The following is a 23,793-nucleotide window of genomic DNA, read 5'->3' as shown; positions in this document are numbered from 1 at the left end:
CGTCCTGGCGCCCTGGTCAGGCCCGCTCGTCGAGCGCCCGTACCAGCCCCGCGGCCATCCGTTCGGCCAGCGAGCGCTGCAGCGGCACGTAGTTCTCCGTATCCGTGGGCGCGGCGAACTCGCCCGACCACAGCATGCGGCCACCGTCCTGGTCCACCAACGTGAGCACGACCACCGTCTGTTGCGGCGTCTGCCGGACGCTGACGCGGGCGTGCAGGTCGGCACGTCTGCCGTCGGCAGCCACGCTGTAGCCCGCCGGCAGGCTATGGCTGACCTGGGCCACCAGGCTTTCGCGCAGGCCCGCATTGAAGTTTGGGAACAGCACGTACTCACACAGGCCCTGCACCGGCTCGATGGCGATGCGTTGCGGCGGCGGGAACAGCGCGGCATGAGCCCATACCGCGGCGCCTAGCGCGAGGGTGGCGACCAGGCCAGCGCCGAGGGGGAACCATGCGCGACGGCGCGAGGGCGGCGCCAAGGCCGGCGCCGCCGCTTCGCCGCGCAGCGCGCCGATGAAGCGGTAGCCGGCGCGGGGCCGCGTCTGGATGTAGCGCGGGGCGTCGGCATCGTCCTCCAGCAGCGTGCGGATGCGGCGGATGCAGGTATTGAGCGCGGCGTCGCCGCCGGTGCCGGCGCGCGGCCAGAACCGGTCGAGCAGCTCCTGCCGGGACACGACCCGCTCGCCGTGCTCGATCAGGTAGGCCAGCACGTCCACCACCTGGGGCGGAGCATCCAGAGGGACGTCGTTGCGGAAGACCTGCAGGGCGGCCGGATCGAGCCGGAAATCGTCGAAGCGCAGCATCACCTTCACCTTGCGATCAGCCCAGACCGTTGCCACCCCGCCATGTCAGACGAAGTCACGACATGTCATTCGTCCATTCTGGCAGAACCCCCTAGGCTTGTCCGGCATCGCGCCCACCGGCCGGCGGCGCGCCTCGCCTGGCCGCAGGCCACCTACCATCCCACCCGCCAAAGGAATATTCCATGCGCCTGTCCCTTATCGCAGCGCTGTCGCTGTCCCCGGTCCTGCTCGGCATGGCAGGCGAGGTCCTGGCCCAACCGACGGACGTGGAGGTCCGGGTGCTGGCGCGCGGGGCCAAGTTCCTCGGCGGCTATACCGCGCCGGTGCGGGTGGTACTGACCGACGCCGACACCGGCGAGACCCTGGCCCGCGGCCTGACCTCCGGCACCACCGGCGATACCCGCAAGATCATGGAAGCCGGACATGCAGGGGCCGGAGCGCTGTCCACCGGGGATTCGGCGGCCTTCCGCGCCACCCTGGATATCGACCGTCCGCGCCGGGTGACCCTCAGCGTGACCGGCCCGCTCAGCCAGCCCCAGGCCACCACCACGGCGACGAGCACGCAGTGGATCCTCCCGGGCCGGCACCTCACCGCCGGCGACGGTTGGCGGATGGAACTGCCGGGCCTGATCGTCGATCTCGCCAGCCCCGTCGCCTACCAACGGGTGAAGGCCGGCACCACGGTACCCCTGCGCGCCGGCGTCACCCTGCTGTGCGGCTGCGCGATTTCCGAACACGGCCCATGGCGCGCGGGCGATACCGAAGTGGAAGCCTACGTCACCGTCGATGGCGGCGAACCGCGCCGGTACCCGCTCCGGTTCGATCCCGGCACGGCCCTGTTCGGCGCGGACATCCCCACCGCCGGCGCTGGCCTGTACGAACTGGATGTCCGCGCCTGGATGGGCCCGAACAACAACGCGGGGGTGGCGCGCAGCGCCTTCTTCGTCGATTGACGGCGCGACCGCAGCGGCCGGACCCGTCGGGCGCGATGGTGGGGCAGCATCGAAACGGCCACTGTCCTCGCGCCGGCATCCCGGTCGCGCTGCGGTTGCGGACACATTTCTTGGAGAAGAAGATGCATCTCAGGGGTTCGCTGGCGACGCTGCTCGCGTTCGCGCTACTGTTGCCAGGCATCGCGTTCGCAGGCGACGCGCGCTACGATGCGTTGACCCGGCAGATGGAAACCAACCGGCAGCGCTACGGCATCGCCGGCCAGGCAGTGCTGGTGGCGCACGATGGCCAGGTCGTTTTCCGCGGCGCGGACGGCGAAGCCGACGTGGAAACGCACGAGCGCCTCACCCTCGACCACGTCTTTCCCGGCTACTCGCTGAGCAAGCTGTTCACCAGCACGCTGGTCATGCAACTGGTCGAGCAAGGCCAGGTGGACCTGGACGCGCCCATCGACGCCTATCTCCCCGGCCTTCCGGTGCAGTGGCGTTCCGTCGCCGTGCGCGATTTCCTGGACCACACCTCCGGCGTGCCGGAGTATTTCGACACCCGGCACGGCGAAGGCGCCTCCACGGCCGCGGCGCTGCCCGCCGACCTGAAGGCGGCCTTCGCGTCGCTGGCCGAGGTGCCGCTCCAATTCCAGCCCGGCACCGACACGCGCTACACCCAGACCAACTACCTGGTGCTGACGGCGCTGCTGGAGGCGCACTACGGCAAGCCCTACCCGCAGGTGGCCGAGGAACGCATCATCCGCAAGCTGCGCCTGCAGCACACCTGGCTGGGCGCGCCGCCCGTCCCCGCGCACGCCGTGGTGACCAGCTACATCGGCCGGCACGGCCGATTGCAGAAGGAGCAGGACGTGACCTGGCCGGCCTATACCTACGGCCACGCCGGCGTGTATCTCACGCTGGACGACCTCGCCCGCTTCCTGCACGCGATGACCTCGGGCGAACTGGTGGGCAAGGCGACGCTGCGGCGGTTGTGGCAACCGCGCAACCTGGCCCACGGCCGGCGCGGCTGGTTCGCCGGCGGTTGGGAATACGGCCAGAGCGGCGCGTACCGCTACGTGGGCCACGATGGCGGCACGCGCGTGCGGGTGCGCATCCTGTTTGGCGATTCGCCCGATGCCGGCACCTACGTCATCGCCTATCTGACCAATGGCAGCGCCCGCAACGTCTGGTCGCGCACCCTGGTGGACAGCGCGATGGCGACGCTGGCGCCGGAGCAGTTCCCGATGGAGGCGCTGTCCGAAGCGCTGATGGGCTACGCCACGCAGTCGCCAACCGGCAGCGACGTGCGCGCGCAGGCCGCTTCGATCCGGGCAAGCACCCGCCTCGATGACGCGGCGCTGGAGCGCGCAATCAACGATGCAGGCTACGGCATCCGCGGGAATCTCGGCATCGAACCGGCCTTGCGCGTGTTCGAGCTGAATACCGTGCTCTTCCCCGGTTCGGCCAACGCCTGGGACAGCCTGGCCGAGGCCTACGCGGCCAAAGGGGAAAAGGCGAAGGCAAAGCGGCTGTATGCGAAGGCGCGCCGGCTGGCCCGGTGAGCAAGCCGGTGCGCCCATCCGGGCGCTGACGCAACCCTGTCGCGCACACGCGGTGCGATCCGTCCAGATTGGATGGCGCGGCTAGGGCACGATCACGCTGGCGGTGACGTCCAGCCGCGCGCAGGTACCGGCGACACCGCCGGGCGCGATGGCCAGGGTCCAGCCGAAGCGATCGCAGATGCGCCCGATCAGGAACAGGCCCAGCCCCTGCCCGCGCACCGGCGCGGCCTGCTGCAGGCTCTGGCGATAGCGCCGCGCCGCTTCGCCCGGATCGAAGCCGCTGCCCGAATCGGCGACGGAAATCACCCCGCCGGCCAAACCGATCTCCACGTGGCCGGCCTCGGTGTTCTCGATGGCGTTGCGGATCAGGTTGCTCACCGCAATGCGCACCATCGCCTCCGGTGCGGCCAGGCAGGTGGGCTCCAGCTGGTCCACGCGCAGCTGCGCGGCCTTGCCGCGCAACAGGTGCTCGTGGTCGCGCGCCAGGCGCGGCAGGAGTTCGTGCAGCACGGTGACCTCTGCCGGCCCGGTGCCGGCCGGCGCCTCGCGCGCCAGGTACAGCAGCGCCACCGTGGTTTCCGACAGCCCCTCCACCGCCTGCGCGATGCGCGCCAGCGCCGGCCGCGACGCGGCGGGCAGCGGCATCTGCGCGAGCAGGTCCACCGCGCCGGCGATCACCGCGATGGGGGTCCGGAATTCGTGACTGGCCTGGTCGAGCAGGCTGCGCTCGCGTTCAACGAACCGCGCCACGCGCTCCAGGTGCAGGTTGCTCGCCTGCGCGATCGTGCGGATCTCCTCGCGCAGCGACGTGGTCGGCAGGCGCGCGCTGCCGTCGCGCGGGTCGATGGCCTGCATGCGCGCGGCAAGATCGCGCACCGGCCGCGCCAGGTTGGCATGCAACCACGCGATCGACGCGCCGATGAGCAGCATGAACACGCCCGCCCAGCCCATGCTCAGCATCGCGTTGAAGTTCTGCTGGTCCTCCAGCGCGGCGATGTCGATGGCGGTGATCAGCCGCCCGGGCGCGAGCTCGACCACCATCGCGTGGAAGGTGCCCTGTCCTTCGAAGGCCGGGCGCGTGGCGAAGTGCCGCAAGCCGTGTTCGGTGGAGTAGTAGCCCGGCGCAAGCCCGGCCAGGTGCGCCGGCGGCGCGGAGACCGCGCCGGACCCGACGTACCACGAGCGGACGATGCCCGTATGCGGCAACGAGGCCGCCTGTCCGCGGCGGACCTGCGCGGCATGGTCGGCCGAGGCCGAGCGCAGCGCCTCGGCCCAGAAGCGGTGCACGACCAGGCCCTGGTTGTCGATGTTCTGCACCGTCAGCGTGGCCGCCACCAGCAGGCCGAACGCGATCAACGCCGCGCTGACCCAGCCGTGCACGCTGCGGCGCCGGCCGACCGGTGCGGCCGGCCGGTTCAAGTCCGCACCGCTATGCATCGCCGCACGCCACGGCAACGCGGCGCGCCGTCGCCGATGCTCGCGATCGGGCACGACCGGCCGCCCATGCGGCGCGCCACCGCTGGCCGGCGCACGGACCGGCATCGCGCCGCCGGCTACGCATGGCCGACCGCCACCGCACCGGCACGCTCGATCCACCTGAGCAGCGCATACGCGGGCAGGATCGCCAGCAGCACCAGCGCCATGTTCAGCACGTACTTCAGCAGCCGGTACAGCCCGCGGTTGCGCGCCTTCAGCGCCAGCCCGGCCTCGCGCCAGGGCGCCACGGCCGCGAACACGCCGGTGAGCACGCCGCGCCGGTCCTCCTGCGTGTTGGGTACCGCCAGCGCGCGCGCCAGCAGCGAGTACACGCGATTGAACGCGCGTCCTGCGGCATTCATCGGCCGCTCGACGTCGCACATCAGGATCAGCCGCAGCCGGTCGGTGTCGTTCCTGGCGTAGTGCGGGTAGGTCTCGTCGAAGACGAAGTCCCCGCCGTCGCGCCAGGACAAGGCCTGGCCATCGACGTTGATGAAGCAGCCATCGTCGTTCGGCGTGGACAGGCCCAGGTGGTAGCGCAGCGAACTGGCCAGCGGATCGGCATGCAGGGTCAGCTCCGCGCCGGGCGGCAGCACCGAGAACATCGCGCCGCGGATGCCCGGCACCTGCGCCAGCAGCTGCAGCGTCTGCGGGCACAGGCGCTGCGCGGAGCGGTGCGGCGCGCCGTACCAGGTCAGGTAGAACTTCTTCCAGCCGCGCTTGTAGAACGTGCGGAAACCCAGGTCGTGGTAGCCGGCCGAGCCCGGCCGGCTGGTGGCGTCCAGCTCGCCGCTTGCGTACAGCGCGAGCGCCTCGTCGCGGATCCGCGGCCAGTGCGCGCGCAGGACCGCCAGGCCGTCGAGGTAGCCGGCGTCGATCACCGGGCGCCGCGCGAAACGGCGCGTGGCCATGTACAGCACGCAGTTGAACGGCGCGAACAGCGGCCAGCTCTTGCGCAGGTACTGGCCGAAACCGGCGTAGCGGAGCCGGCCACGCCACCGGTAGACGTAGGCGATGGCCGCGGCGGCATACAGGCCCAGCATGCCGAGGACGAACGCGCTGAAACTCATGGAAGACCTCGCTTGTGGATGCGTGCGGGCGGGCGACCGGAGGGGCCGGGCAGGCACGCGAAGCAACGTGGATGTCGTGGTGCGCCGCCGCTGCCGGTTCGTCCGGCCGGATCGGGCGGCTCTTTTTTTGTCGACCCGCATGCGCCGCGGCGTTACTCAACCCGGATGCCGGATCCCGCGTGGCCGATCGGCGTCGCGGCAGCTGCCGGGCAAGGCGTGGAATCCGCTCATGACGAACCGGCTCCCGCATGTATCCACACCGCACGCGCGATCGCCATCGCCGAGACCAGCGCGAACCACGCCGCCACCCGCCGCAGCCAGGCGTTGCGGCCATGCGCGGGCGGGCGTTTCTTCGGCGGCGGCAGTTCCGGAAGATCCCTCAGCGCAAGCAGGCCTGCGCGCTCGCTCCAGTCTTTTCGGTTCTTGGCGTCTTTGGCGTGCATGGTCGTTCCTCGGGGGGAGGTGATGGATCGCGGATCGTTTTCTGCGTTGCCGATTGCGTCGCGACGTACTTGAGCAGGCGCCTGGGCCTGTTCGGGAAGGGGCCGGATGATCCTGGCCGGCAGCGGCTTACGCCCGACTTACGCGTCGGGTTGAAGACGCGCGCAGGGGCAAGGCATGGCGCCGCCGCATCGGTCACGGCGCCGATGGATGCCGCGGCGCGGAGAGGTCGCCCCGCCAGCCGCCGCCCAGCGCGCGGAACAGCGTGGACAGCGCGATCTGCCGCTGGGTCCGCACCTCCACCACCGCCATCTGGCTGGCGAAGTCGCTGCGCTGGGCGTCCAGCAAGCGCAGGTGGTCGTCGACCCCGCTGCGGTAGCGCGCCGCGGACAGGCGCAGCGCGTGCGCGGTCGCCTGCGCCATCGCCCGTTGCGCCGCTTCCTCCCGCCCCAGCGTGTCGGTGGCGGCCAGCGCGTCGGACACCTCGCGGAAGGCGACCTGGATGGACTGCTCGTAGGCGGCGACGGCCACGTCCTTGCGCACCTGCGCCAGGTCCAGGTTGCTCCGGTTGCCGCCCGCGTCGAAGATCGGCAGGCTGATCTGCGGCGAGAACGACCAGCTGCGCTGTCCCGAACCGAACAGGTCCGACAGCTCGCTGCTGCCGCGCCCGAACGCGCCGGTGAGCGAGATGCGCGGAAAGAACGCCGCCCGCGCGGCGCCGATGCTGGCGTTGCGCGCCTTCAGCCGATGCTCCGCGGCGCGTATGTCCGGACGCCGCATCAGCAGCGCCGAGGGCGTGCCCGGCGCGATCTGCTGCACCAGCAGCGTGCCGGAAACGGGCACCGTGGGCAGGCGTGCGCCCGCATCGGGCACGCCGAGCAGCAGCGACAGCGCATTGCTCGCCTGGCGGTACTCGCGGTCGATGCGCTCCAGGTCCACCTCGACCTGTTGCAGCAGGCCGACGGCCTGCTGGTAGTCCAGTTCGTTGGCCAGGCCCTGCTCGCGCAGTTGCCCCATCAACCGCAACGACGTCTCGCGCGCCTGCCGGATGTCGCTGCCGAGCAGATAGCGCTGCTGCGCGCCGTCGCGGGTGAGATAGGCCTGGATGACTTCGGCGACCAGGCTGACGCGTGCGCTGTGCGCGGCCCGCTCGGTGCCCAGGTAGTCGTCCAGCGCCGCCGCGGACAGGTTGCGCACGCGCCCGAACAGGTCCAGCTCGAACGCGGCGAGCCCCAGGCTGGCCTCGTAGCTGGATTCCACGCCGGCCGTCCCCGGCGCACGTTGCCGCTCGCCGGTGGCGTCGATCTGCAGCGCGGGCAGGCGCTCGGCGCGTTGGACCCGGTACTCGGCGCGCGCCGCCTGCACGTTCAGCAGCGTCTGCCGCAGGTCCCGGTTGTTGGCCAGGGCCAGACCGACGAGTTCGCGCAGCGCCGGGTCGACCACGAACGCCTGCCAGTCCAGCTCGGCGGCCGCGCCCGGCGCCTGGCCGGCGGTGCCGTCGGTCCACTGCTCCGGGATGGGCGCTTGCGGCCGGGTATAGGCCGGCGCCAGCGAACAGCCCGCCGCCATGAGCGCGACGGCCAACGCGCCCAATGCCGATCTCCAATGGTGGAATGCCGAACGCGAATGCATGCTGGGTCTCTTCCGATTGCGCGGGTGGCTGGCGCGGGCGGCAACCGGAAGCTGCGCCCCCGGCCCTCGCGCCAGCACCGTTCGAGTCGGTCGGCGGCCGCGATCCGCGCGGCCGCGCGCCGGTCAGAATCCGCGGCTGAAGCCGACGAACATCGACGCCGTGCCGTCGGTGTCCGGCTCGACGAACGGGCTGTCCTTGATCTCGTCGGGCAAGGTGCTGTACTTGGCGAAGGCCAGCACCGACCACTTCTGGCCGATCGGCCGGAAATAGGACACGCCGATGTGGGGAATGGTCACCGCGCCGGGCTTGTAGTCCACCACGCCGCGCGCCACTTCCTCGTCGAGCGTGCCGTAGTAGTAGTTGGCCATGTCCTTCGACAGCCAGGTGACGCCCACGTTCGGGGTCAGCCGTCCCTTGCCGATGTCCATCGGGTAGCCGTACTGCAGCGACGCCTCCTGCCCGCCGCTGGCATCGATCACGTCGGCCAGGATTTCCAGTTCCAGCTCGCCGGCCGCACCGCTCCACTTCGCCGCCAGGCCGAGATCGAGCCCGATGTCGCGGTCCTCCAGCAGCCGGTAGTCCAGGCCGTTCCTGGCCAGCTCGGTCTTGCCCAGGTCCTTCACGTCGAATCCGTCGACACGGACCTTGCCCACCGCCGAGAGCTCGAAGGCGTCGCCGCCGAACAGCTGGTAGCCGGCGGTGATGCCGCGGAAGTAGAACTTCTCGCCCTGGAAGGTGACCAGCGGGAACGGCACCACGCGCGTGCCTTCGCCGGCGTAGGGGCTGTCGCTGACCACCGCCGCCATGCCCAGGCCCCAGCGCGGAGGTCCCTGCTCGGGGAATGCATCGTCCGCATCGGCCGTTTGGGCCATCGCGTCGAGCGACAGGGCGGACAGTAACGCGAGCGACAAAAGCTTCTTCATGGGACGCCAAACCTCATCTGGGGTGGTGGGAAGTGCATCTGCGGCCCGTACGCGTTGTCGAACGGGACGCTGCAAGAGATCCACCACAGATTGACCTGGCCATGTCGCCTAAATGTCGCGTGGCGCGTCGGGCGAGTGAACGAAGGCTGTACGAAACATGAGACACGCGACCGCGTTCGGATTCGTGCGCCTGCCTTGAGCATCGGTTCGCGCCGCGCGTTGCAGCGGCGGCCGCGACAGTCCGGTTCCGAAGCGTCGCGATCGCACGTCCGTGATCGCATCGTCGCTGCGGCGCGACCCCCGCCCATCGCACTTCGTTGCAGCGTACCCGTGCACGCGCCGCGGCGGCCGCGACCAGCCTGGGGGCGACGCGCCCTAGAGCGCGATGACGCTCGCCGCGACGTCCAATGCGGCGCGCGTGCCGCCGCCCGCGGCCGCTTCGATCGAGAGCTTCCAGCCGAACCGGTCGCATATCCGGCCGATCAGGAACAGGCCCAGCCCGCGGCCGCGGACGGGCGCCGATTGCCGCAGGTGCTCGCGGTAGCGCCTGGCCGCCTCGACCGGGTCGAAGCCGCTGCCCGAGTCGGCGACCGCGATGACGCCGCCCCGCAGCGAGATCTCCACATGGCCGTCGTCGGTGCTCTCTATCGCATTGCGGATCAGGTTGCTCACCGCGATGCGGACCATGGCCTCTGGCACCTGGATGAAGGTGGGCTCGACCTGCCCGATGCGCAACTGCGCCAGTTTTTCGCCGAGCAGGTACGCGTGGTCGGCGACCAGGCGCGGCAGCAGATCGTGGAGCACCGTGACATCCATCGGCTCCTCGCCAGGCCCCGCCTCGCGCGCCAGATACAGCAGCGCCACCATCGTCTCCGACAGGTCGTGGGCGGCGCTTTCCACGCGCGCGAGCGCCGGCGTGGCGCTATCGGGGAGAGGCATCTGCTTGAGCACGTCCACCGCGCCGGAGATCACCGCGATGGGCGTCCTGAACTCGTGGCTGGCCTGGGCCAGCAGGCTGCGTTCGCGCTCGATGAACTGCTCCACGCGTTCCAGGTGCGCGTTGCTGGCTTGCGCGATCACCTGGATCTCTTCGCGCCGGTAGGTCGTGGGCAGCCGCGCCCCGGCGGTCCCCGGGACGATGGCCTGCATGCGCTCGGCCAGGTCGCGCACCGGGCGCACCAGGTTGGCATGCAGCCAGGCGATCACCCCGCCGATGAACAGCACGAGGAAGGCGGCCCAGATGCCGCTTTGCCAGGAATTGCGGTTCTGCTGGTCCTCGATCTGCCCGATGTCGATGGCCGTGATCAGCCTGCCGGGCGCAAGATCGACGATCAGGGCGTGGAAGCTGCTGTGCCCGTCCAGAGGCTCGAACGCGTCGCTGTCTTGGAAGGTTCCGTACGCGTTCTCGGTCGAATACAGCCCGGGCGCAAGCGCCGCCAGATGGGCGGGAACCTGCGCGGCGGGATGTGCCGCATCGACGTACCAGGAGCGGACGATGCCGGCGTGGGGCAGCGATGCGGCCTGGCCGGCGCGCACGCGCGCGGCGTGATCGGCGGAGACCGAGCGCAACATCTCGACCCAGAACCGGTGTTCGATCAGTTGCTGGCTGCTGAAGCTCTGCACGCTCAAGGCCACCAGCATCGCCAGCCCGAACACGACCAGCGCCACGCTGATCCACCAGTGGACCCCGCGGGGCCTGCTGATCAATGTCGCCAGCCTACTCATCGCGTTCGCACAGCCTGTACCCGTAGCCGGAGACGGTATGCAGCAGCGGCGTTTCCGGATCCGCCTCGATCGCCCGGCGCAGCACGTGCATATGCGAGCGCAGCAGGTCCGTCCCGGGCACCACGTCGCCCCATGCGGCGCGCTCCAGGCGCGCCCGGCTCACGATGTCCGGGCTCTGCCGCATCAGCAGCTCCAGCAGGCGGCGTCCGATCCGGGTCAGCGCGATGGTCCGCTCGCCGCGGCGGATCTGCAGCGTGCGCAGGTTGAACTGCAGGTCGCCGACGACCAGGAGGTCGTCGGGGGCGGCCGATTGCTTCAGGCGCGCGACCAGCGACCGCAACCGGACCTCGATCTCCGGCAACGCCACCGGCTTGACCAGGTAGTCGTCCAGGCCCGATTCGAACCCGTCGATCTTGTCCGCAAGCTGGTCGCGCGCGGTGAGCATGATCACCGGCACCTTCTTCTTGGCCTCGCGCAGCCTGCGCAGCACGCTGAGGCCGTCGAGCCGCGGCAGGTTCCAGTCCAGCAGGATCGCGTCGTAGTCCTTGGACGATGCCAGGTGCAATCCGGAAAGGCCGTCGGGCGCCGCATCCAGGCTGTGCCCGCAGGCGGCCAGGTAGTCGTAGAGGTTCGCGGCCAGCTGCGCGTTGTCCTCGATGATCAGGATGGACAGGCTTTCCTTGCTCACGGTCTTGGCGCCTGTGCCGATGCAGTCGTCCACGTTAGCGAAAGTCCTCCCCGCCCTCAATGGCGCGCGGCGGCGCCGCGCCGCAGGCGCCCGCGCTCACGCGGCATGCCCCGCTGGATCGATCGCGACGCCATCGGCACGCGCGCCCAGGCGCGCCCTGATGGCGGCGATGGCGTCGTCCATGTAGCTGTAGGCGACCGGTATCACCAGCAGGCACAGCACGGTGGAGGTGATGAGCCCGCCGATGACGCCGATCGCCATCGGCGCGCGGAAGCTGGGATCGGCGCCCAGGCCGATCGCGATCGGCAACATGCCCGCGCCCATGGCGATGGTGGTCATCACGATCGGGCGCGCGCGCTTGCGGCAGGCATCGACGATGGCCTCCCGCCGGTCCAGCCCATGCTCGCGGCGGGCGATGACGATGTAGTCCACCAGCAGGATGGAGTTCTTGGTGGTGATGCCCATCAGCATGATCAGGCCGATCATCGACGGCATCGACAGCGTGGCGCCGGTGACGAGCAGGGCCAGGAAGGCGCCGGGCACCGAAAGCACCAGCGCGACCAGCACCGTGAGCGGCTGCGCGAAGTCCTTCAGCAGCAGCACCAGCACCATGTAGACGCACAGCACGCCCGCCAGCATCGCCACCGCGAAGCCGCTGGCCAGTTCGCCCATGGCCTCGGCGTCGCCGGTGGAGGCCACCGACACGCCCTTGGGAAGGGTGCGCAGGCTCGGCAGCGCCGACGCGGCGTCCTCGACCTCGCCCAGGGGCAGGCCGTTGAGCTCGACGCTCAGGTTGATGTTGCGGGTCCGGTCGTAGCGGGTGAGTTCGGACGGGCCGCTGAGGATCTGCAGGTCGGCGACGCTCTCCAACGGCACCGGCCCGCGCGCGCCCGGGACCGGCAGCCGGCGCAGCGTCTGCAGGTCGTTGCGGCCGCTGTCGGCCAGGCGCACGACGATAGGCACCTGCCGTTCGCTGAGGTTGAGCTTGGCCAGTTCCTGGCTGTAGTCGCCGGCGGTCGCCACCCGGAGCGTCTCGGCGATCGCCGCGGAGGTCACGCCCAGATCGGCGGCCAGGGCGAAGTCCGGTCGCACCACCAGTTCCGGCCGCACCAGGCTCGCCGACGAAGTGACCGCGCCGATGCCCGGGATGCGCCGGAGCTCCCGTTCCACCCGGCTGGCGTGCTGCGCGAGCAGCGCTCCGTCCTCGGCCGCCAGCACCAGCTGGTAGCCCTCGTCGCTCTCGCCGCTGCCGACGCGCACGCGCGCGCCCGGCACCGGCGCCAGGGCCTTGCGCAGTTGGGCTTCGATCGCCTGCCGGGTGGTGCCGCCGCGGTCCCTGCGCGGCGTCAGGTTCGCGGTGAGCACGGCGGTGGCGACGCCTGCCGCCGGCCCGCTTCCCTCGTCCGGCCCGGCCGCCGCGGTCGCCGCGCCGATGGCGGTGTACACCGACACCACGTGCGGGTTCTCGCCCATCAACCGCCGCGCCTGCTCGGCCAATGCGCGGGTGTCGGCCAACCTGCTGCCGGGCGGCAGCGTAAGGGTGACCTGGGCCTGGTCGCCGTCGTCGGCCGGAATGAACTCGCCGGGAAGGTTCATGCCGATCGCCAGGCCGCCGAGCACCAGCATCGCCGTGGCGCCCAGGGTGATCGCGCGGTGCCGCAGGCAGGCATGCACCCAGCGCAGGTAGGCGTCGATCCACTTCGGCGGCTTGTGCTCCCGCTTGGGCGCCTTGAGCAGGTACGCGGCCATCATCGGCGTGAGCATGCGCGCCACGACCAGCGAGAAGAACACCGCGATGGCCGCGGTCCAGCCGAACTGCACGAAGTACCTGCCGACCACCCCGCCCATCAGCGAGGTGGGCAGGAACACCGCGATCAGCGTGAACGTGGTGGCCACCACCGCCAGCCCGATCTCGTTGGCGGCCTCGATCGCGGCGCGGAACGGCGGCTTGCCCAGCAACAGGTGCCGCTCGATGTTCTCGATCTCCACGATCGCATCGTCCACCAGCACGCCGATCACCAGCGACAGCGACAGCAGCGAGACCGTGTTCAGCGAGAACCCGATCAGGTGCATCACCGCGAAGGTCGGAATGGCCGACAGCGGCAACGCGACCGCGGCGATCAGCGTCGCGCGCCAGTCGCGCAGGAAGAAGAACACCACGATCACGGCCAGCACCGCGCCCTCGAGCAGCAGGGTCATCGACCCGCGGTAGTTGTCCACGATCGGATCGACCGAGTTCACCGCCTCGACGAACTCGACCTGCGGATGCGCCGCCTTCAGTTCCTGGACGATCGCGCGGGCGGCGTCGGCGACGTCGATCTCGCCGGCGCCCCTGGCGCGCAGCACGTCGAAGCCCACCGCGGGCCGGCCGTCGAACAAGGCCAGCGACCTCGGCTCGGCCGCGGTGTCGGTGACCGTCGCGACCTGGTCCAGGCGCACCCTGCGCCCATCGCCCAGCGATATGTCCAGCGCCGCGATCTCCTCGGCCGAGCCGACCGTGGCGATGGTGCGCACCGACTGCTCGGCGCTGCCGACTTCCACCCGCCCGCCGGAGGCTTCCTGCTGGAGTTCGCGGATCTGCGTGGAGATGTCCGCCGCGCTGGCGTTCAGGGCCAGCAGCTGGTCCGGGTCCAGCTCGACCCGCACTTCCCGCGTCACCCCGCCCACGCGCGCCACCGCGCCGATGCCCGGAACCGCCAGCAGCCGCTTGCGCACCAGGTTGTCCACGAACCACGACAGCGCCTCGTCGTCCAGCCGCGACGAGGACACCGCGTACGTCAGCACCGGCGTGCTCGCCAGCTCGCGCTTGGTGATCACCGGGTCGCGCAGGTCCGCCGGCAGGTCGGCGCGGGTGCTGGACACCGCATCGCGGACGTCGTCCATCGCGTCCTGCACCGACTTGTCGAGATGGAATTCGGCGGTGACGGTGGCCACCCCGTCGGCGATGGAGGTGGTGATGTGCTTGATCCGCGGGATGTTCGCCAGCGCGTCCTCGATCTTCCGCGCGACGTCGCTTTCCAGCTGCGGCGGCGATGCGCCGGGCAACTCCGCGGTGACCGTGACGATCGGGAAATCGATGTCCGGGAAGTTCTGCACCTTCATCGCCACAAAGCCGCCGATGCCGGCGATCGTGAGCAGGACGAACAGCAGCGTCGTCGCCACGGGATTGTGGATCGACCAGGTGGATACGTTGAGGTTCATGGCGCGGCCCCGCGCGAGGCGGCGGCCGCGGCGCCGCTACCGGACCGGCCGGCGTCCTGCGCGCTCACCACCGTGACCGTGTCGCCCTCGCTCAGGAAGCTCAGCCCCGACGCGACGATGGCCTCGGAACCGGCGAGCCCGGCGACGATTTCGATCCGGTCGCCCACCCGCCGCCCGATCGACACCTTGGTCATCATCACCTTGGATCCCGGGTCCAGGCGCATCACGTAGTGGAAGCCGTCCCGCAGCACCACCGCGCCCTGCGGCACGGTCAGCGCCTTGCTCTGGCCGACCTCCACGTGCCCCCGTGCGAACGCGCCGGCCTGGATCGCGCGATCGCGCGGCAGGTCCACGTAGACCAGGCCGTTGTGCGTCTGCGTGTCGATCGCCGGCGCGACCATGCGCAGCCTGCCCTCGACCGGCGGCTGGCCCTGGATCGCGATCACCACCCGCTGCCCCGGCGCGAGCTTGGCGACGTCGGCCATGGCGACGGCGGCGCGCCATTCGAGCCTGCCGTCCTGGATCAGGCGGAACAGCTCCTGCCCCGCCGGCATCACCGCGCCGACCGTGGCGGTGCGCGAGGTGATGATCCCGTCGCCGGGCGCCAGCACCTGGGTCTGCGCCAGCCGCAGCCGGTGCCGGTTCTCGACCGCCTGCACGGCGTCCAGCCTGGCCTGCGCCGTCCGTGCCGCCACGACCAGCTGATCGACCTGCTGGCTGGACATCGCACCCGACTTGTCCAGCGCACGCGCGCGCTCGGCATTGGCCTGCGCCTCCCAGGCCTGCGCCTTGGCCTCGGCGACCGACGCCCGCGCCTCGGCCAGGTCGGCCGCCACCATCTCCGCGGCGAACCGCGCCAGGACCTGGCCGCGCCGGACCGTGTCGCCCACATTGACCTTCACGTCGGTGAGGCGCAGCCCCTCCACTTCGGTGCCGACGCTGGCTTCCTGCCATGCGGCGATGTTGCCGCTGGCCGTCACCCGGACGGGAAGCGCGGTCGGCTGCGCGGCGGTCATGACGACCGACAGCACCGGCGCGGGCGCTGCGGCGCCGTCCTCGGTGCGGCTGCCGCCTGCGACTGTCACGCCCACCAGGGCGACGGCGATGACCAGGACCACCGCCCCGACCAGGGCGATTCGGCGTTGCTTCATTGGGATTCCTTTGCGTGTGGCGCGCTTGTTGCCGGGCCGGAGATGGAGCCCGCGACGATCATCGGCATGCGATGTCGCGGAAATGTCGCGCACGGCGTCGGCGGGCGCTCATCGGCCCGGAGAGATCGGGATCTGCAGGTGGCTCAGTGCCGAGCGCCGCGGTGGGTGCGGCGTGCTGCGGCACGCGGCTTGCGGCATGTTCCGGTGCGGCGGCGGCATCGCCTCGGCGATGCATGCACGTCCGATGGCCAGCTAGTGCACAGCGCCTGTCGAGCTCGAGGCCAATGCCGCTGCCGCCGGCAAGCAGGACTTCTTTGCCACGTCGAACGGACGGAACTCTTCAGCCGACCGCACCCCGGGCATCGGAGACGGCCGCAGCGCATGGGCGCTGGATGCCGGCGGCATGCCGTAGCCGCGACGGCATCGGCGCCGGACTCCCGGCTTCAGGCCACGCGCTTGCGCTGCTTGGCCAGTTCCTTGCGCACCCTCTCGCGCGAGCCGCTACTTCTGCGGCGTCCGCCGTCGCTCGTGGTCGTCGCGACCACGCCGCCGCTACGCATCATCGACGGCACAGCGGCTTTTCCCCGGGCCGCAGCGTGAGCACGCGCACTCCCGTGCGCGTCACCGCCACGGTGTGCTCGAACTGCGCCGACAGCTTGCCGTCGCGGGTATGCACCGGCCATCGATCCGGCTCGGCGCGGATCGCCGCCCTGCCCTGGTTGAGCATCGGTTCGATGGTGAACACCATGCCTTCGCGCAGTTCCAGCCCGGTGCCGGCGTGGCCGTAGTGCAGGATCTGCGGCTCTTCGTGCATCTGCCGGCCGATGCCGTGCCCGCAGTATTCCTTCACCACGCTGTAGCCGTGCTCGCGCGCATGGCGGGCGATGGCATGGCCGATGTCGCCCAGGCGCGCGCCCGGGCGCACCGCGGCGATGCCCTTCCACATCGCCTGGTAGGCCGTGCGCACCAGCCGCCGCGCCGGATAGGCGACCTCGCCGACCAGGTAGGTGGTGCTGGAATCGGCGATGTAGCCGTTCTTCTCCAGGGTGATGTCCAGGTTGACGATCTGGCCGCTGCGCAGCACGTCACCGGCCGCGGGCATGCCGTGGCAGACCACGTCGTCGATCGAGGCGTTGAGCACGAACGGGAAGCCGTACTGGCCCTTGCTGGCCGGCCGCGCGCCCAACTCCTCGACGATCATGCGTTCGACGAAGTCGTTGATCGCCAGCGTGCTGCGGCCTTCGAGCGGCAGCTGGTCCAGCGCATGGAACACCTGCGCCAGCAGCCGGCCGGATTCGGCCAGCAGCGCGATCTCCTCCGGCCGCTTGATCACGCCCGCCCCGGCTTCAACGCCTGCGGCCGGACCCCGGCCTCGCGCAGCTCGCGCGCGACGAGGTCCTGGAACGACAACTCCGGGTGCATCTCGCACAGCATGCCGACCTTGATCCAGAAGTTGGCCTGCGCATTGATGGAACGGCTGGTCACCGTGCAGGCGCGGCGTAGCTGGTCGTGCAGTTCGTCGTCGATGTTGACGATGCCCATGGCGGTTCCGGGGTCTGGCGAATATACGTATCGTATATGTTCCGTATACGCCCTTACAACCCTTCGCGACACCACTCCCCGCCCGCGGCAGGCCTGGGGCTTTCGGTGCCGCGACGCAGCCTTGGCGCCATGAACGCCGGTGCTTGTCCCTCGCAGGCCCTGCCACCGAGGCGCGCGCCGATCCCGCGGCGATGGCCGCGAGACGAACCCCGGATGTCGCCGCCATCCGGGCAGACGAGGTCCTGCCGGACGCCCGCCGGCTACGGCGCAGCGGCGCGCGCGTCGGCCACCGGCGTGAACAGCAGATCCTGGTAGTCGTAGCTGAAGTCGGCGAGCGGCGACACCGGCTTCATCGTGATCTGCGCGACCTTGCCCTCGGCATCCAGCGCGAAGGTGACGTAGGCCGGCTCGATCGCACTGTCGTCCCACTGCACGCGGAAGGTGTCGTACTGCCAATGGCCGAGCGTCCCGGCCATGTTCGGGGTCTGCTTGAAGTCGATGCGCAGCTTGCCCGAGCGCTCGGCGATCTCGATCGGCCCGTACCAGGCATCGGCATAGCGGCCGGCGTAACCGGCGGCGGGCAGCGACGGACGCGAGGCCTTGCGCACGCCGCCGCCGGCCGCCTGCAGCGCCGCCAGGCCGGCATCCAGGCGCTGCCGGTTCCAGGCCTGGAACGCCGCCACCCAGTCGCGCGGCTCCAGGCCCAGGTAGTGGTCGAGCAGTTCGTAGCCCAGCCCGCGCATCACGCCCACGTCCTCGGCGTTCATCTGCAGCGAGATGCCCACATCGCGCCCGGGCACCAGCACGATGAAGGTCAGCACGCCGAACACCGCGCCGCCGTGCTGCACCACCTTGACCCCGCGATAGTCCTGCACGTTCCAGCCCAGCGCGTAGCCGGAGAAGTTCGGCGTGATGTCGGCGATCGGCGCCGGATACGCATTGATCGGCACCGGCACCTGCGGGGTCCACATCGCCTGTGCCGACGCCTCGCTGTACAGGCGCTTGCCGTCGGCGCCGGGCAACTCGCCGCGCGCCAGCTGTATCTGCAGCCAGCGCGCCAGGTCGTTGGCGCTGGACGACAGGCCGCCGGCCGGCGCGCCTACCTGGCCCAGGCCCTCGCGCTCGGGCAGCGCCTGCTGCGGGCCGAGCCCGCGCGCGCGCGGGTCCAGGCGCGCATGCGGCTGCGCCCGGTTCGGATTGGCGAACCGGTCCTTCTCGTCGCTGACCGAGCGGCTCATGCCCGCCGGCTTGAACACGCGCTCGCGCATGAAGCTTTCCCAGTCCTGTCCGCTGGCCGCGGCGATCACCTCGCCGGCGACGATGTACAGGATGTTGTCGTAGGCGTAGTTGCTGCGGAAGCTGGTGGCCGGCCTGATGTGGCGCAGCGCGCGGACGATGTCGCCGCGGCTGCGCGAGCTGCGTGGCACGAACAGCAGATCGCCGGCGCCCAGCCCCAGGCCGCTGCGGTGCACCAGCAGGTCGCGCACGGTCATCTCGCGCGTCACCCAGGCGTCGTACATGCGGAACTCGGGCAGGTGGTCGATGACCTTGTCGTCCCAGCCCAGCTTGCCCTCGTCCACCAGGATCGCCAGCGCCGCGGCGGTGAAGGCCTTGCCGGTGGAGCCGGTGGGGAAGATGGTGTCCGCATCGACCGCGTCGGTCGCGCCCAGCCTGCGCACACCGTAGCCCTTGGCGTGCACGATCCTGCCGTGTTCGACGATGGCGATCGCCATGCCCGGCACGCCGTGTTCGCGCAGCGCTTTCTCCACGCGCGCGTCGAAGCCCGGCGGCGGCGCGGCCCAGGCCGCGGCGGCCAGCGCGAGGCCGGTCGCGGCGAGCAGGACCCGCAGGCAGTTCGCAATGGCGCTCATCGTGGATTCCCCAAAGGTTGGCTAGCGAAGGTCGGCGTCGACGCGCCGCGGACGGCGCCACAGCAGCCACACGCCCCAGGTGATCAGCGGCAGCACGTACACCGCCAGGAACAGCCAGGTCAGCGTGCCATAGCCCTTGGCGATCAGCTCGACCAGGCCGACGGCGCTGGCGGCGTACACCGCGAGCAGCATCGTGCCCACCGCCAGCGCCGGACGCAGCGCCTGCGGCATCGGCCGGCGCCGCTCCTCGAAGGCCTTGGCCACGCGCTCGTTGAGGGCGTGCAGCAGGGCCACGCCGGTGTCCACCAGGGTCAGCAGCACCGCGATCTGGAACGCCCACTCGAACCACGGCGCGTGCAGCTTGCCGAGCAGGAACGCCGACGGCAGCGCCTCGGCGCCGATCTCGTGGTAGTAGCCCATCATCGCGATGTAGAACACCACGCCCGGCAGCATGCCCAGCGGACCGGCCAGCGCGCCGGCGGCGAGCGCCTCGCGGCGGCTGCGCAGGTGGCGGATGCAGAACAGCACCGCCGGGATGGTGGCGACGTTGTAGCCGGCGTAGGTGATCCCGGCGGCGAACCAGCCATCGGCGAGCGGCACGGCGGCGAAGTTGGCTTCGATGCGCCCGCCGAACGCGACCACGCTCCAGACCAGGAACACGAAATAGACCAGGTACAGATAGCCCACCGAGGCGGTGAGGAACGTCTCGATCGCCGCGCTGCTGTAGACCAGCATCAGCCCGGTGGCGGCGATCATGCCCAGCGAGCCGGCCAGCTTCGGCAGGCCGAACAGGCTGTGCGCGATCTCGCCGGCGGCCGCGCCCATCACCGCCAGGATCACGATCATCAGCGCGACGTAGCCGATCTCGAACAGGAACCAGGCGCGGCCCAGCAACACCTTGAAGAAGGACCGGTAGTCGTACGCCCGCGTGACCCGCGCCAGTTCGAAACTGAGCATCAGCACCGCGCTCCACACCAGCATGCTGACCGCCATGCCCAGCAGGCCGCCCCATGGCCCGGCCGGCAGGAAGAACTCCACCAGTTCGCGCCCGGTGGCGTAGCCGCCGGCGATCACCGCCGCCTGGAACACGAAGCCCGGCAGCAGGTAGCGCTGGAACCAGCTGGGCGCGGCGGTCACGGCGCGTACCCTCGCGCGTCGGCGCGGGCCAGGGCGATGCGGTGGGCGGTCGGTGTCATGCCAGGCAATCCTCCACCAAACGGTCGAACGCCGCACCGCCGCGCATCGGATCGGCGACCGCGCAGCCCAGCCGCCGGCTCTCCGCCGCGCACAGCGCGTGCGCGGCGGCCTCGTCCAGGTGCGATGTGTTGAGGCTCACCCCGGCGCAGCGGATGGACGGATTGGTGCGCCGCCCCAGCTGCAACGCCAGCGCGATGGTCTCCTCGATGCTGGGCAGCGCGAACCCGGGATGGCCCAGCACGCGCTCGCGCCCGGGCTGGTGGCAGACCACCACCACGTCCGGCTGGCTGCCGTGCAGCAGCGCCAGCGAGACGCCGGCATAGGCCGGATGGAACAGCGAACCCTGCCCTTCGATCACGTCCCAGTGGTCGTCGGCGGCGTCGGGCGACAGCAGTTCGGCCGCGCCGGCGGCGAAGTCCGACACCACCGCGTCCATCGGGATGCCGCTGCCGGCGATCATGATCCCGGTCTGGCCGGTGGCGCGGAAATCCGCATCGGCGCCGCGCTGCGCGAACGCCCTGGCCAGCGCCAGCGCGGTGTATTTCTTGCCCAATGCGCAGTCGGTGCCCACCGTCAGCAGCCGCTTGCCGCTGCGCGGCCGGCCGCTGGCCACGCCGATCCCCGGCGGCGGCTGGCGCACGTCGATGAGCCGGCATCCCAGCGCGGCCGCCGCGTCGCGCAGGCGCCCGATCTCGCCCATCCGCACGTGCATGCCGCTGACGATGTCCAGGCCGGCTTCCATCGCCTGCAGCAGCGGCGCCACCCACGCCTCCGGGACGACCCCGCCGGGATTGGCCACGCCGATCACCATCGAGCGCGCGCCCCGCGCCGCGGCCTCGGCCGGCACCATCGGCGGCAGCCCGGTGGTGACGCCCGCGCCGGCGCAGGCGAACTCGCCGATGCAGCGCTCCGGCGCCCAGTCGCGCAATCCGAAGGCGGTCTTGGCGTAGCCGGGCTCGGCGATGTCGCCCAGGAACAGCAGGTGCGGCGCGGGCAACGCCTGCAATGCCGGTGGAGCGGACAAGCGGGTCTGTGGCATACGGTGTCGGTCACTGGAAGATCATGGAGGCGCCGCGCCAGGGCGGCGCGGCGGATGCGAAGCGAACCGTCCGTGCGCGCGGCACCGCGGCTAGAACCGGTAGTCGATCTCGATGCCCACGGTGCGCGGCCGGATCGGCACCGCCGCCACCTGCACCGGCGTGCCGCTCACCTCGCTGTCCACCGGCGTCAACGACGACCAGGCGTCTTCGTTGGTGAGGTTGTTGGCATAGACGCGCAGTTCCCAGTTGTTCCTGCCGATGCCCGCGTACACGTCCACGGTACGGTAACTGTCCAGCCGCAGCGGCGGCGTCACCACCTCGTCCAGCACGGTCGACGGGTCGCCCGGCGCGGTCACCCGCTGGCGCTCGGTGGTGTCGTTGAGCTGCGAGCCCACGCCGCGCAGCGAAGCGCCCACCTGGCCGGTGAAGCCGCCACCGGTGGCGAAGGCGTATTCGGTGTTCAGCGCCCACGCCAGCCGCGGCGCGTACGGCATGCGGTCGCCGGCCAGGCCGGTATTGAGCACGATGTCGAAGCCGTCCTGCGGGATCACCGTGGGCTCGAAGTCGTTCTTGATGCGGGCCTTGGTGTAGGCGACATTGAAGCCGACGGTCCAGTGGTCGGTGGCCAGGAACTGGGTGGACAGTTCGGCGCCTTCGCTGGTCGCCTCGCCGCCGTTGACCAGGCCGCCGATGCCGTTGAAGGACGAGCTCACCTGGATGTCGTCCCACTCGATGCGGAACGCGGCCAGGTCCAGTTGCACGCGCCGGTCGGCGAACTGGGACTTCAGCCCGAGTTCGTAGCTGGTCAGCATCGAGGAATCCACCTTGGGCGGTATGCCCGGAAGCGCCACGTTCGGCCCGCCCGGTTGATAGCCGGTCGCCACGCGCGCATAGAGCATGGATTCCTCGCCCAGCTTGAACTGCGGGCTCAGGCTCCAGGTGAACACGTCCTCCTCGGATTCGCCGGGCGTATCGCCGAGCGGGACCAGGATGCCCTCGCTCACGTTCTGGCTGAACCATTGTTCGTTGCGCGCCTGGCGCACGCCGGCATCGATCTTGAAACGATCGCCGATGCGCCACGAGCCGTTGGCGAACACCGCGAACTCCTTGTAGGTGCTCGGCATGCCGAGCAAGGTCAGCGTCGAGTACATCGCGTCGTAAGGCGCCGGCAGCGGCGAACCGTCGAGCTGGCTGAGCGAGGCGAGCTGGCGCTGCAACGCGTCCTCCTTGGTGTAGAACGCGCCCAGCAGCCACTCGAACGTGCCGCCGCTCTTGGAGCTCAGCCGCAGTTCCTGGGTCACCTTGTCCAGGTCGAACGTGTAGCGCACGAAGGAACTGCCCGCCTCCGGCAGGCCCAGCAGCAGATTGGCCACCTCGCCGAACTGGATGGTCGAATCGGTCTGGGTCATGGTGTCGGTCTGCGACCAGCCGGTGGCCGACACCAGGTCCGCCCAGCCCAGGTCCCATTCCAGGCTCAGCGAGGTCAGGGTCAGTTCCTTGGAGAACGGCTGCGGTTGCCAGGTCCGGTCCACGTGGTCGCCGAACAGCGGCTCGAGCGTGTCCGGGTCCAGCGCGGTCCCGCCGCGTCCGTCGGCATCGATGCGCTGGTGCAGCACCGACAGGTTCGCGTCGAACGCGTCGCCGTCCCAGAACAGCGCCGCGCGCGCGCCCATCTGTTCGCTGTCGTTGATGTCCTTGCGGCCGTCGGTGGCGTTGTCGGTGTATCCGGGCAGCGCGTTGCGCGCAAAGCTCATGCGCAGTCCCAGGCGATCCTCCTTCAGCGGCACGCTCGCCCCGAAACGCGTGTTCCAGCCCTGTCCGCCGCCGGCCACCGAGCGCAGGCCGAAACCGACACGGAACTCCTCGCCGCTCACCTCGGGCGCGCGCGTGACGTACTTGAGCAATCCGCCGATCGCGCCGGCACCGTAGAGCGTGCCCTGCGGCCCGCGCAGCACCTCGACCCGGGTGATGTCGTAGGGCAGCACGTCCAGCATCAAGGTGTTGGCGCCCTGGTAGATGCCGCTGGAGCCCACCGGCACCTCGTCGATGTAGGTCGCCACCGTGGCGCCGGAGGACAGCGCGGAGATGCCGCGCAACGACACCGAGGTCTGCCCGGGACTGCCGCTGTCCTGCACCTGCATTCCTGGAATCAGGCCGGCGTAGTCGGCCAGCGAATTGACCCCGAGGTTCTCCAGCTGGCGCTCGCCGATGACGCTGATCGAGGCGGCGACGTCGCGGATGTTCTCCACGCGCTTGTTGGCGGTGACCTCGATCCTGTCGAGCGTGGCCATGCGCTCGGCGGAGACCGGCGGCCCGGCGGCCTCGGAACTCGCCTGCGCCAGGGCCGGGACCGCGGCCGTCCACGCCAGGGTGCCGGCGATGGCGAGGGACAACGGCGAGCGATACCACGAGCGGGTGGACTGAAGCGCGTTCATCTTGCTCTCCCGGAAGGGCGATCGGTTCGCGGCGGGGTGCCCGGCGGTGGGGCGCTCGCGGCGAGCGGCATGCTCTGATCAGGGATAATGGTCCTAAT

At 70.7% G+C, this 23,793-nt stretch carries 18 protein-coding genes; 2 read left to right on the top strand and 16 right to left on the bottom strand.

The window, feature by feature from the left end:
• Nucleotides 1-16: 16 nt before the first annotated feature.
• Entirely contained in the window at nt 17-802 is a 786-nt protein-coding gene (locus tag JR065_RS08175; protein ID WP_241093489.1) for a winged helix-turn-helix domain-containing protein, read from the bottom strand.
• 182 nt (nt 803-984) lie between these two features.
• Here JR065_RS08175 and JR065_RS08170 point away from each other — a divergent pair, with 182 nt between their 5' ends.
• Nucleotides 985-1,755: a hypothetical protein gene (locus JR065_RS08170; protein ID WP_206233546.1), complete on the top strand. Its 771-nt coding sequence runs from the start codon at nt 985-987 to the stop codon at nt 1,753-1,755.
• A gap of 122 nt (nt 1,756-1,877) precedes the next feature.
• Nucleotides 1,878-3,302, top strand: coding sequence for a serine hydrolase domain-containing protein (locus tag JR065_RS08165; protein ID WP_206233545.1), 1,425 nt, complete (start codon nt 1,878-1,880; stop codon nt 3,300-3,302).
• A gap of 81 nt (nt 3,303-3,383) precedes the next feature.
• On the opposite strand, the gene JR065_RS08160 is transcribed toward JR065_RS08165, so the two are convergent.
• The 15 genes from JR065_RS08160 to JR065_RS08090 all read right to left on the bottom strand — a co-directional run bounded on the left by JR065_RS08160 (nt 3,384) and on the right by JR065_RS08090 (nt 23,695).
• On the bottom strand, nt 3,384-4,721 hold the full coding sequence (locus JR065_RS08160) for a sensor histidine kinase (RefSeq protein WP_206233544.1): 1,338 nt from the start codon (nt 4,719-4,721) through the stop codon (nt 3,384-3,386).
• Nucleotides 4,722-4,855: 134 nt separating this feature from the next.
• Nucleotides 4,856-5,848 carry an aspartyl/asparaginyl beta-hydroxylase domain-containing protein gene (locus tag JR065_RS08155; RefSeq protein WP_206233542.1) on the bottom strand — a complete coding sequence of 331 codons (993 nt, stop codon included), beginning with the start codon at nt 5,846-5,848 and terminating at the stop codon, nt 4,856-4,858.
• 227 nt (nt 5,849-6,075) lie between these two features.
• A complete protein-coding gene (locus JR065_RS08150) occupies nt 6,076-6,291 on the bottom strand; it encodes a hypothetical protein (protein WP_206233541.1) in 216 nt (71 codons plus the stop codon).
• A 193-nt stretch (nt 6,292-6,484) separates the two neighbouring features.
• A complete protein-coding gene (locus JR065_RS08145; protein WP_277420133.1) occupies nt 6,485-7,882 on the bottom strand; it encodes an efflux transporter outer membrane subunit in 1,398 nt (465 codons plus the stop codon).
• 162 nt (nt 7,883-8,044) lie between these two features.
• A complete protein-coding gene (locus JR065_RS08140; protein ID WP_206233539.1) occupies nt 8,045-8,845 on the bottom strand; it encodes a MipA/OmpV family protein in 801 nt (266 codons plus the stop codon).
• A 375-nt stretch (nt 8,846-9,220) separates the two neighbouring features.
• Nucleotides 9,221-10,501, bottom strand: coding sequence for an ATP-binding protein (locus tag JR065_RS08135; protein ID WP_206233538.1), 1,281 nt, complete (start codon nt 10,499-10,501; stop codon nt 9,221-9,223).
• 61 nt (nt 10,502-10,562) lie between these two features.
• Nucleotides 10,563-11,243: a response regulator transcription factor gene (locus tag JR065_RS08130; RefSeq protein ID WP_206233562.1), complete on the bottom strand. Its 681-nt coding sequence runs from the start codon at nt 11,241-11,243 to the stop codon at nt 10,563-10,565.
• A gap of 111 nt (nt 11,244-11,354) precedes the next feature.
• Nucleotides 11,355-14,459, bottom strand: coding sequence for an efflux RND transporter permease subunit (locus JR065_RS08125; protein ID WP_206233537.1), 3,105 nt, complete (start codon nt 14,457-14,459; stop codon nt 11,355-11,357).
• Nucleotides 14,456-15,703 carry an efflux RND transporter periplasmic adaptor subunit gene (locus tag JR065_RS08120; RefSeq protein ID WP_206233536.1) on the bottom strand — a complete coding sequence of 416 codons (1,248 nt, stop codon included), beginning with the start codon at nt 15,701-15,703 and terminating at the stop codon, nt 14,456-14,458. The genes JR065_RS08125 and JR065_RS08120 overlap by 4 nt, the downstream gene beginning before the upstream one ends.
• Nucleotides 15,704-16,169: 466 nt before the next feature.
• A complete protein-coding gene (gene map / locus JR065_RS08115; RefSeq protein WP_206233535.1) occupies nt 16,170-16,943 on the bottom strand; it encodes a type I methionyl aminopeptidase in 774 nt (257 codons plus the stop codon).
• Nucleotides 16,940-17,152, bottom strand: a complete 213-nt coding sequence (locus JR065_RS08110; RefSeq protein WP_206233533.1) for a ParD-like family protein — start codon at nt 17,150-17,152, stop codon at nt 16,940-16,942. The genes map and JR065_RS08110 overlap by 4 nt, the downstream gene beginning before the upstream one ends.
• Nucleotides 17,153-17,412: 260 nt before the next feature.
• Nucleotides 17,413-19,023: a serine hydrolase gene (locus JR065_RS08105; RefSeq protein ID WP_206233532.1), complete on the bottom strand. Its 1,611-nt coding sequence runs from the start codon at nt 19,021-19,023 to the stop codon at nt 17,413-17,415.
• Between the two features lie 21 nt (nt 19,024-19,044).
• Nucleotides 19,045-20,160, bottom strand: a complete 1,116-nt coding sequence (locus tag JR065_RS08100; RefSeq protein ID WP_206233531.1) for a YkvI family membrane protein — start codon at nt 20,158-20,160, stop codon at nt 19,045-19,047.
• A gap of 55 nt (nt 20,161-20,215) precedes the next feature.
• Nucleotides 20,216-21,259, bottom strand: coding sequence for a DUF1611 domain-containing protein (locus JR065_RS08095; protein ID WP_206233530.1), 1,044 nt, complete (start codon nt 21,257-21,259; stop codon nt 20,216-20,218).
• Nucleotides 21,260-21,349: 90 nt separating this feature from the next.
• Entirely contained in the window at nt 21,350-23,695 is a 2,346-nt protein-coding gene (locus JR065_RS08090) for a TonB-dependent receptor (protein WP_206233529.1), read from the bottom strand.
• Nucleotides 23,696-23,793 lie beyond the last annotated feature (98 nt).

Source organism: Xanthomonas sp. (assembly GCF_017163755.1).
Taxonomy (GTDB): Bacteria; Pseudomonadota; Gammaproteobacteria; order Xanthomonadales; family Xanthomonadaceae; genus Xanthomonas_A.
Note: the sequence above shows the minus strand (reverse complement) of the source record. Positions and strands in the feature narration are given on the sequence as shown.

Coding starts and splice junctions, on each gene's coding strand:
- JR065_RS08150 (WP_206233541.1), bottom strand. CDS start 6,291: ATGCACGCCAAAGACGCCAAGAACCGAAAAGACTGGAGCGAGCGCGCA.
- JR065_RS08105 (WP_206233532.1), bottom strand. CDS start 19,023: ATGAGCGCCATTGCGAACTGCCTGCGGGTCCTGCTCGCCGCGACCGGC.
- JR065_RS08165 (WP_206233545.1), top strand. CDS start 1,878: ATGCATCTCAGGGGTTCGCTGGCGACGCTGCTCGCGTTCGCGCTACTG.
- JR065_RS08095 (WP_206233530.1), bottom strand. CDS start 21,259: ATGCCACAGACCCGCTTGTCCGCTCCACCGGCATTGCAGGCGTTGCCC.
- JR065_RS08155 (WP_206233542.1), bottom strand. CDS start 5,848: ATGAGTTTCAGCGCGTTCGTCCTCGGCATGCTGGGCCTGTATGCCGCC.
- JR065_RS08175 (WP_241093489.1), bottom strand. CDS start 802: ATGCTGCGCTTCGACGATTTCCGGCTCGATCCGGCCGCCCTGCAGGTC.
- JR065_RS08140 (WP_206233539.1), bottom strand. CDS start 8,845: ATGAAGAAGCTTTTGTCGCTCGCGTTACTGTCCGCCCTGTCGCTCGAC.
- JR065_RS08110 (WP_206233533.1), bottom strand. CDS start 17,152: ATGGGCATCGTCAACATCGACGACGAACTGCACGACCAGCTACGCCGC.
- JR065_RS08125 (WP_206233537.1), bottom strand. CDS start 14,459: ATGAACCTCAACGTATCCACCTGGTCGATCCACAATCCCGTGGCGACG.
- JR065_RS08090 (WP_206233529.1), bottom strand. CDS start 23,695: ATGAACGCGCTTCAGTCCACCCGCTCGTGGTATCGCTCGCCGTTGTCC.
- JR065_RS08170 (WP_206233546.1), top strand. CDS start 985: ATGCGCCTGTCCCTTATCGCAGCGCTGTCGCTGTCCCCGGTCCTGCTC.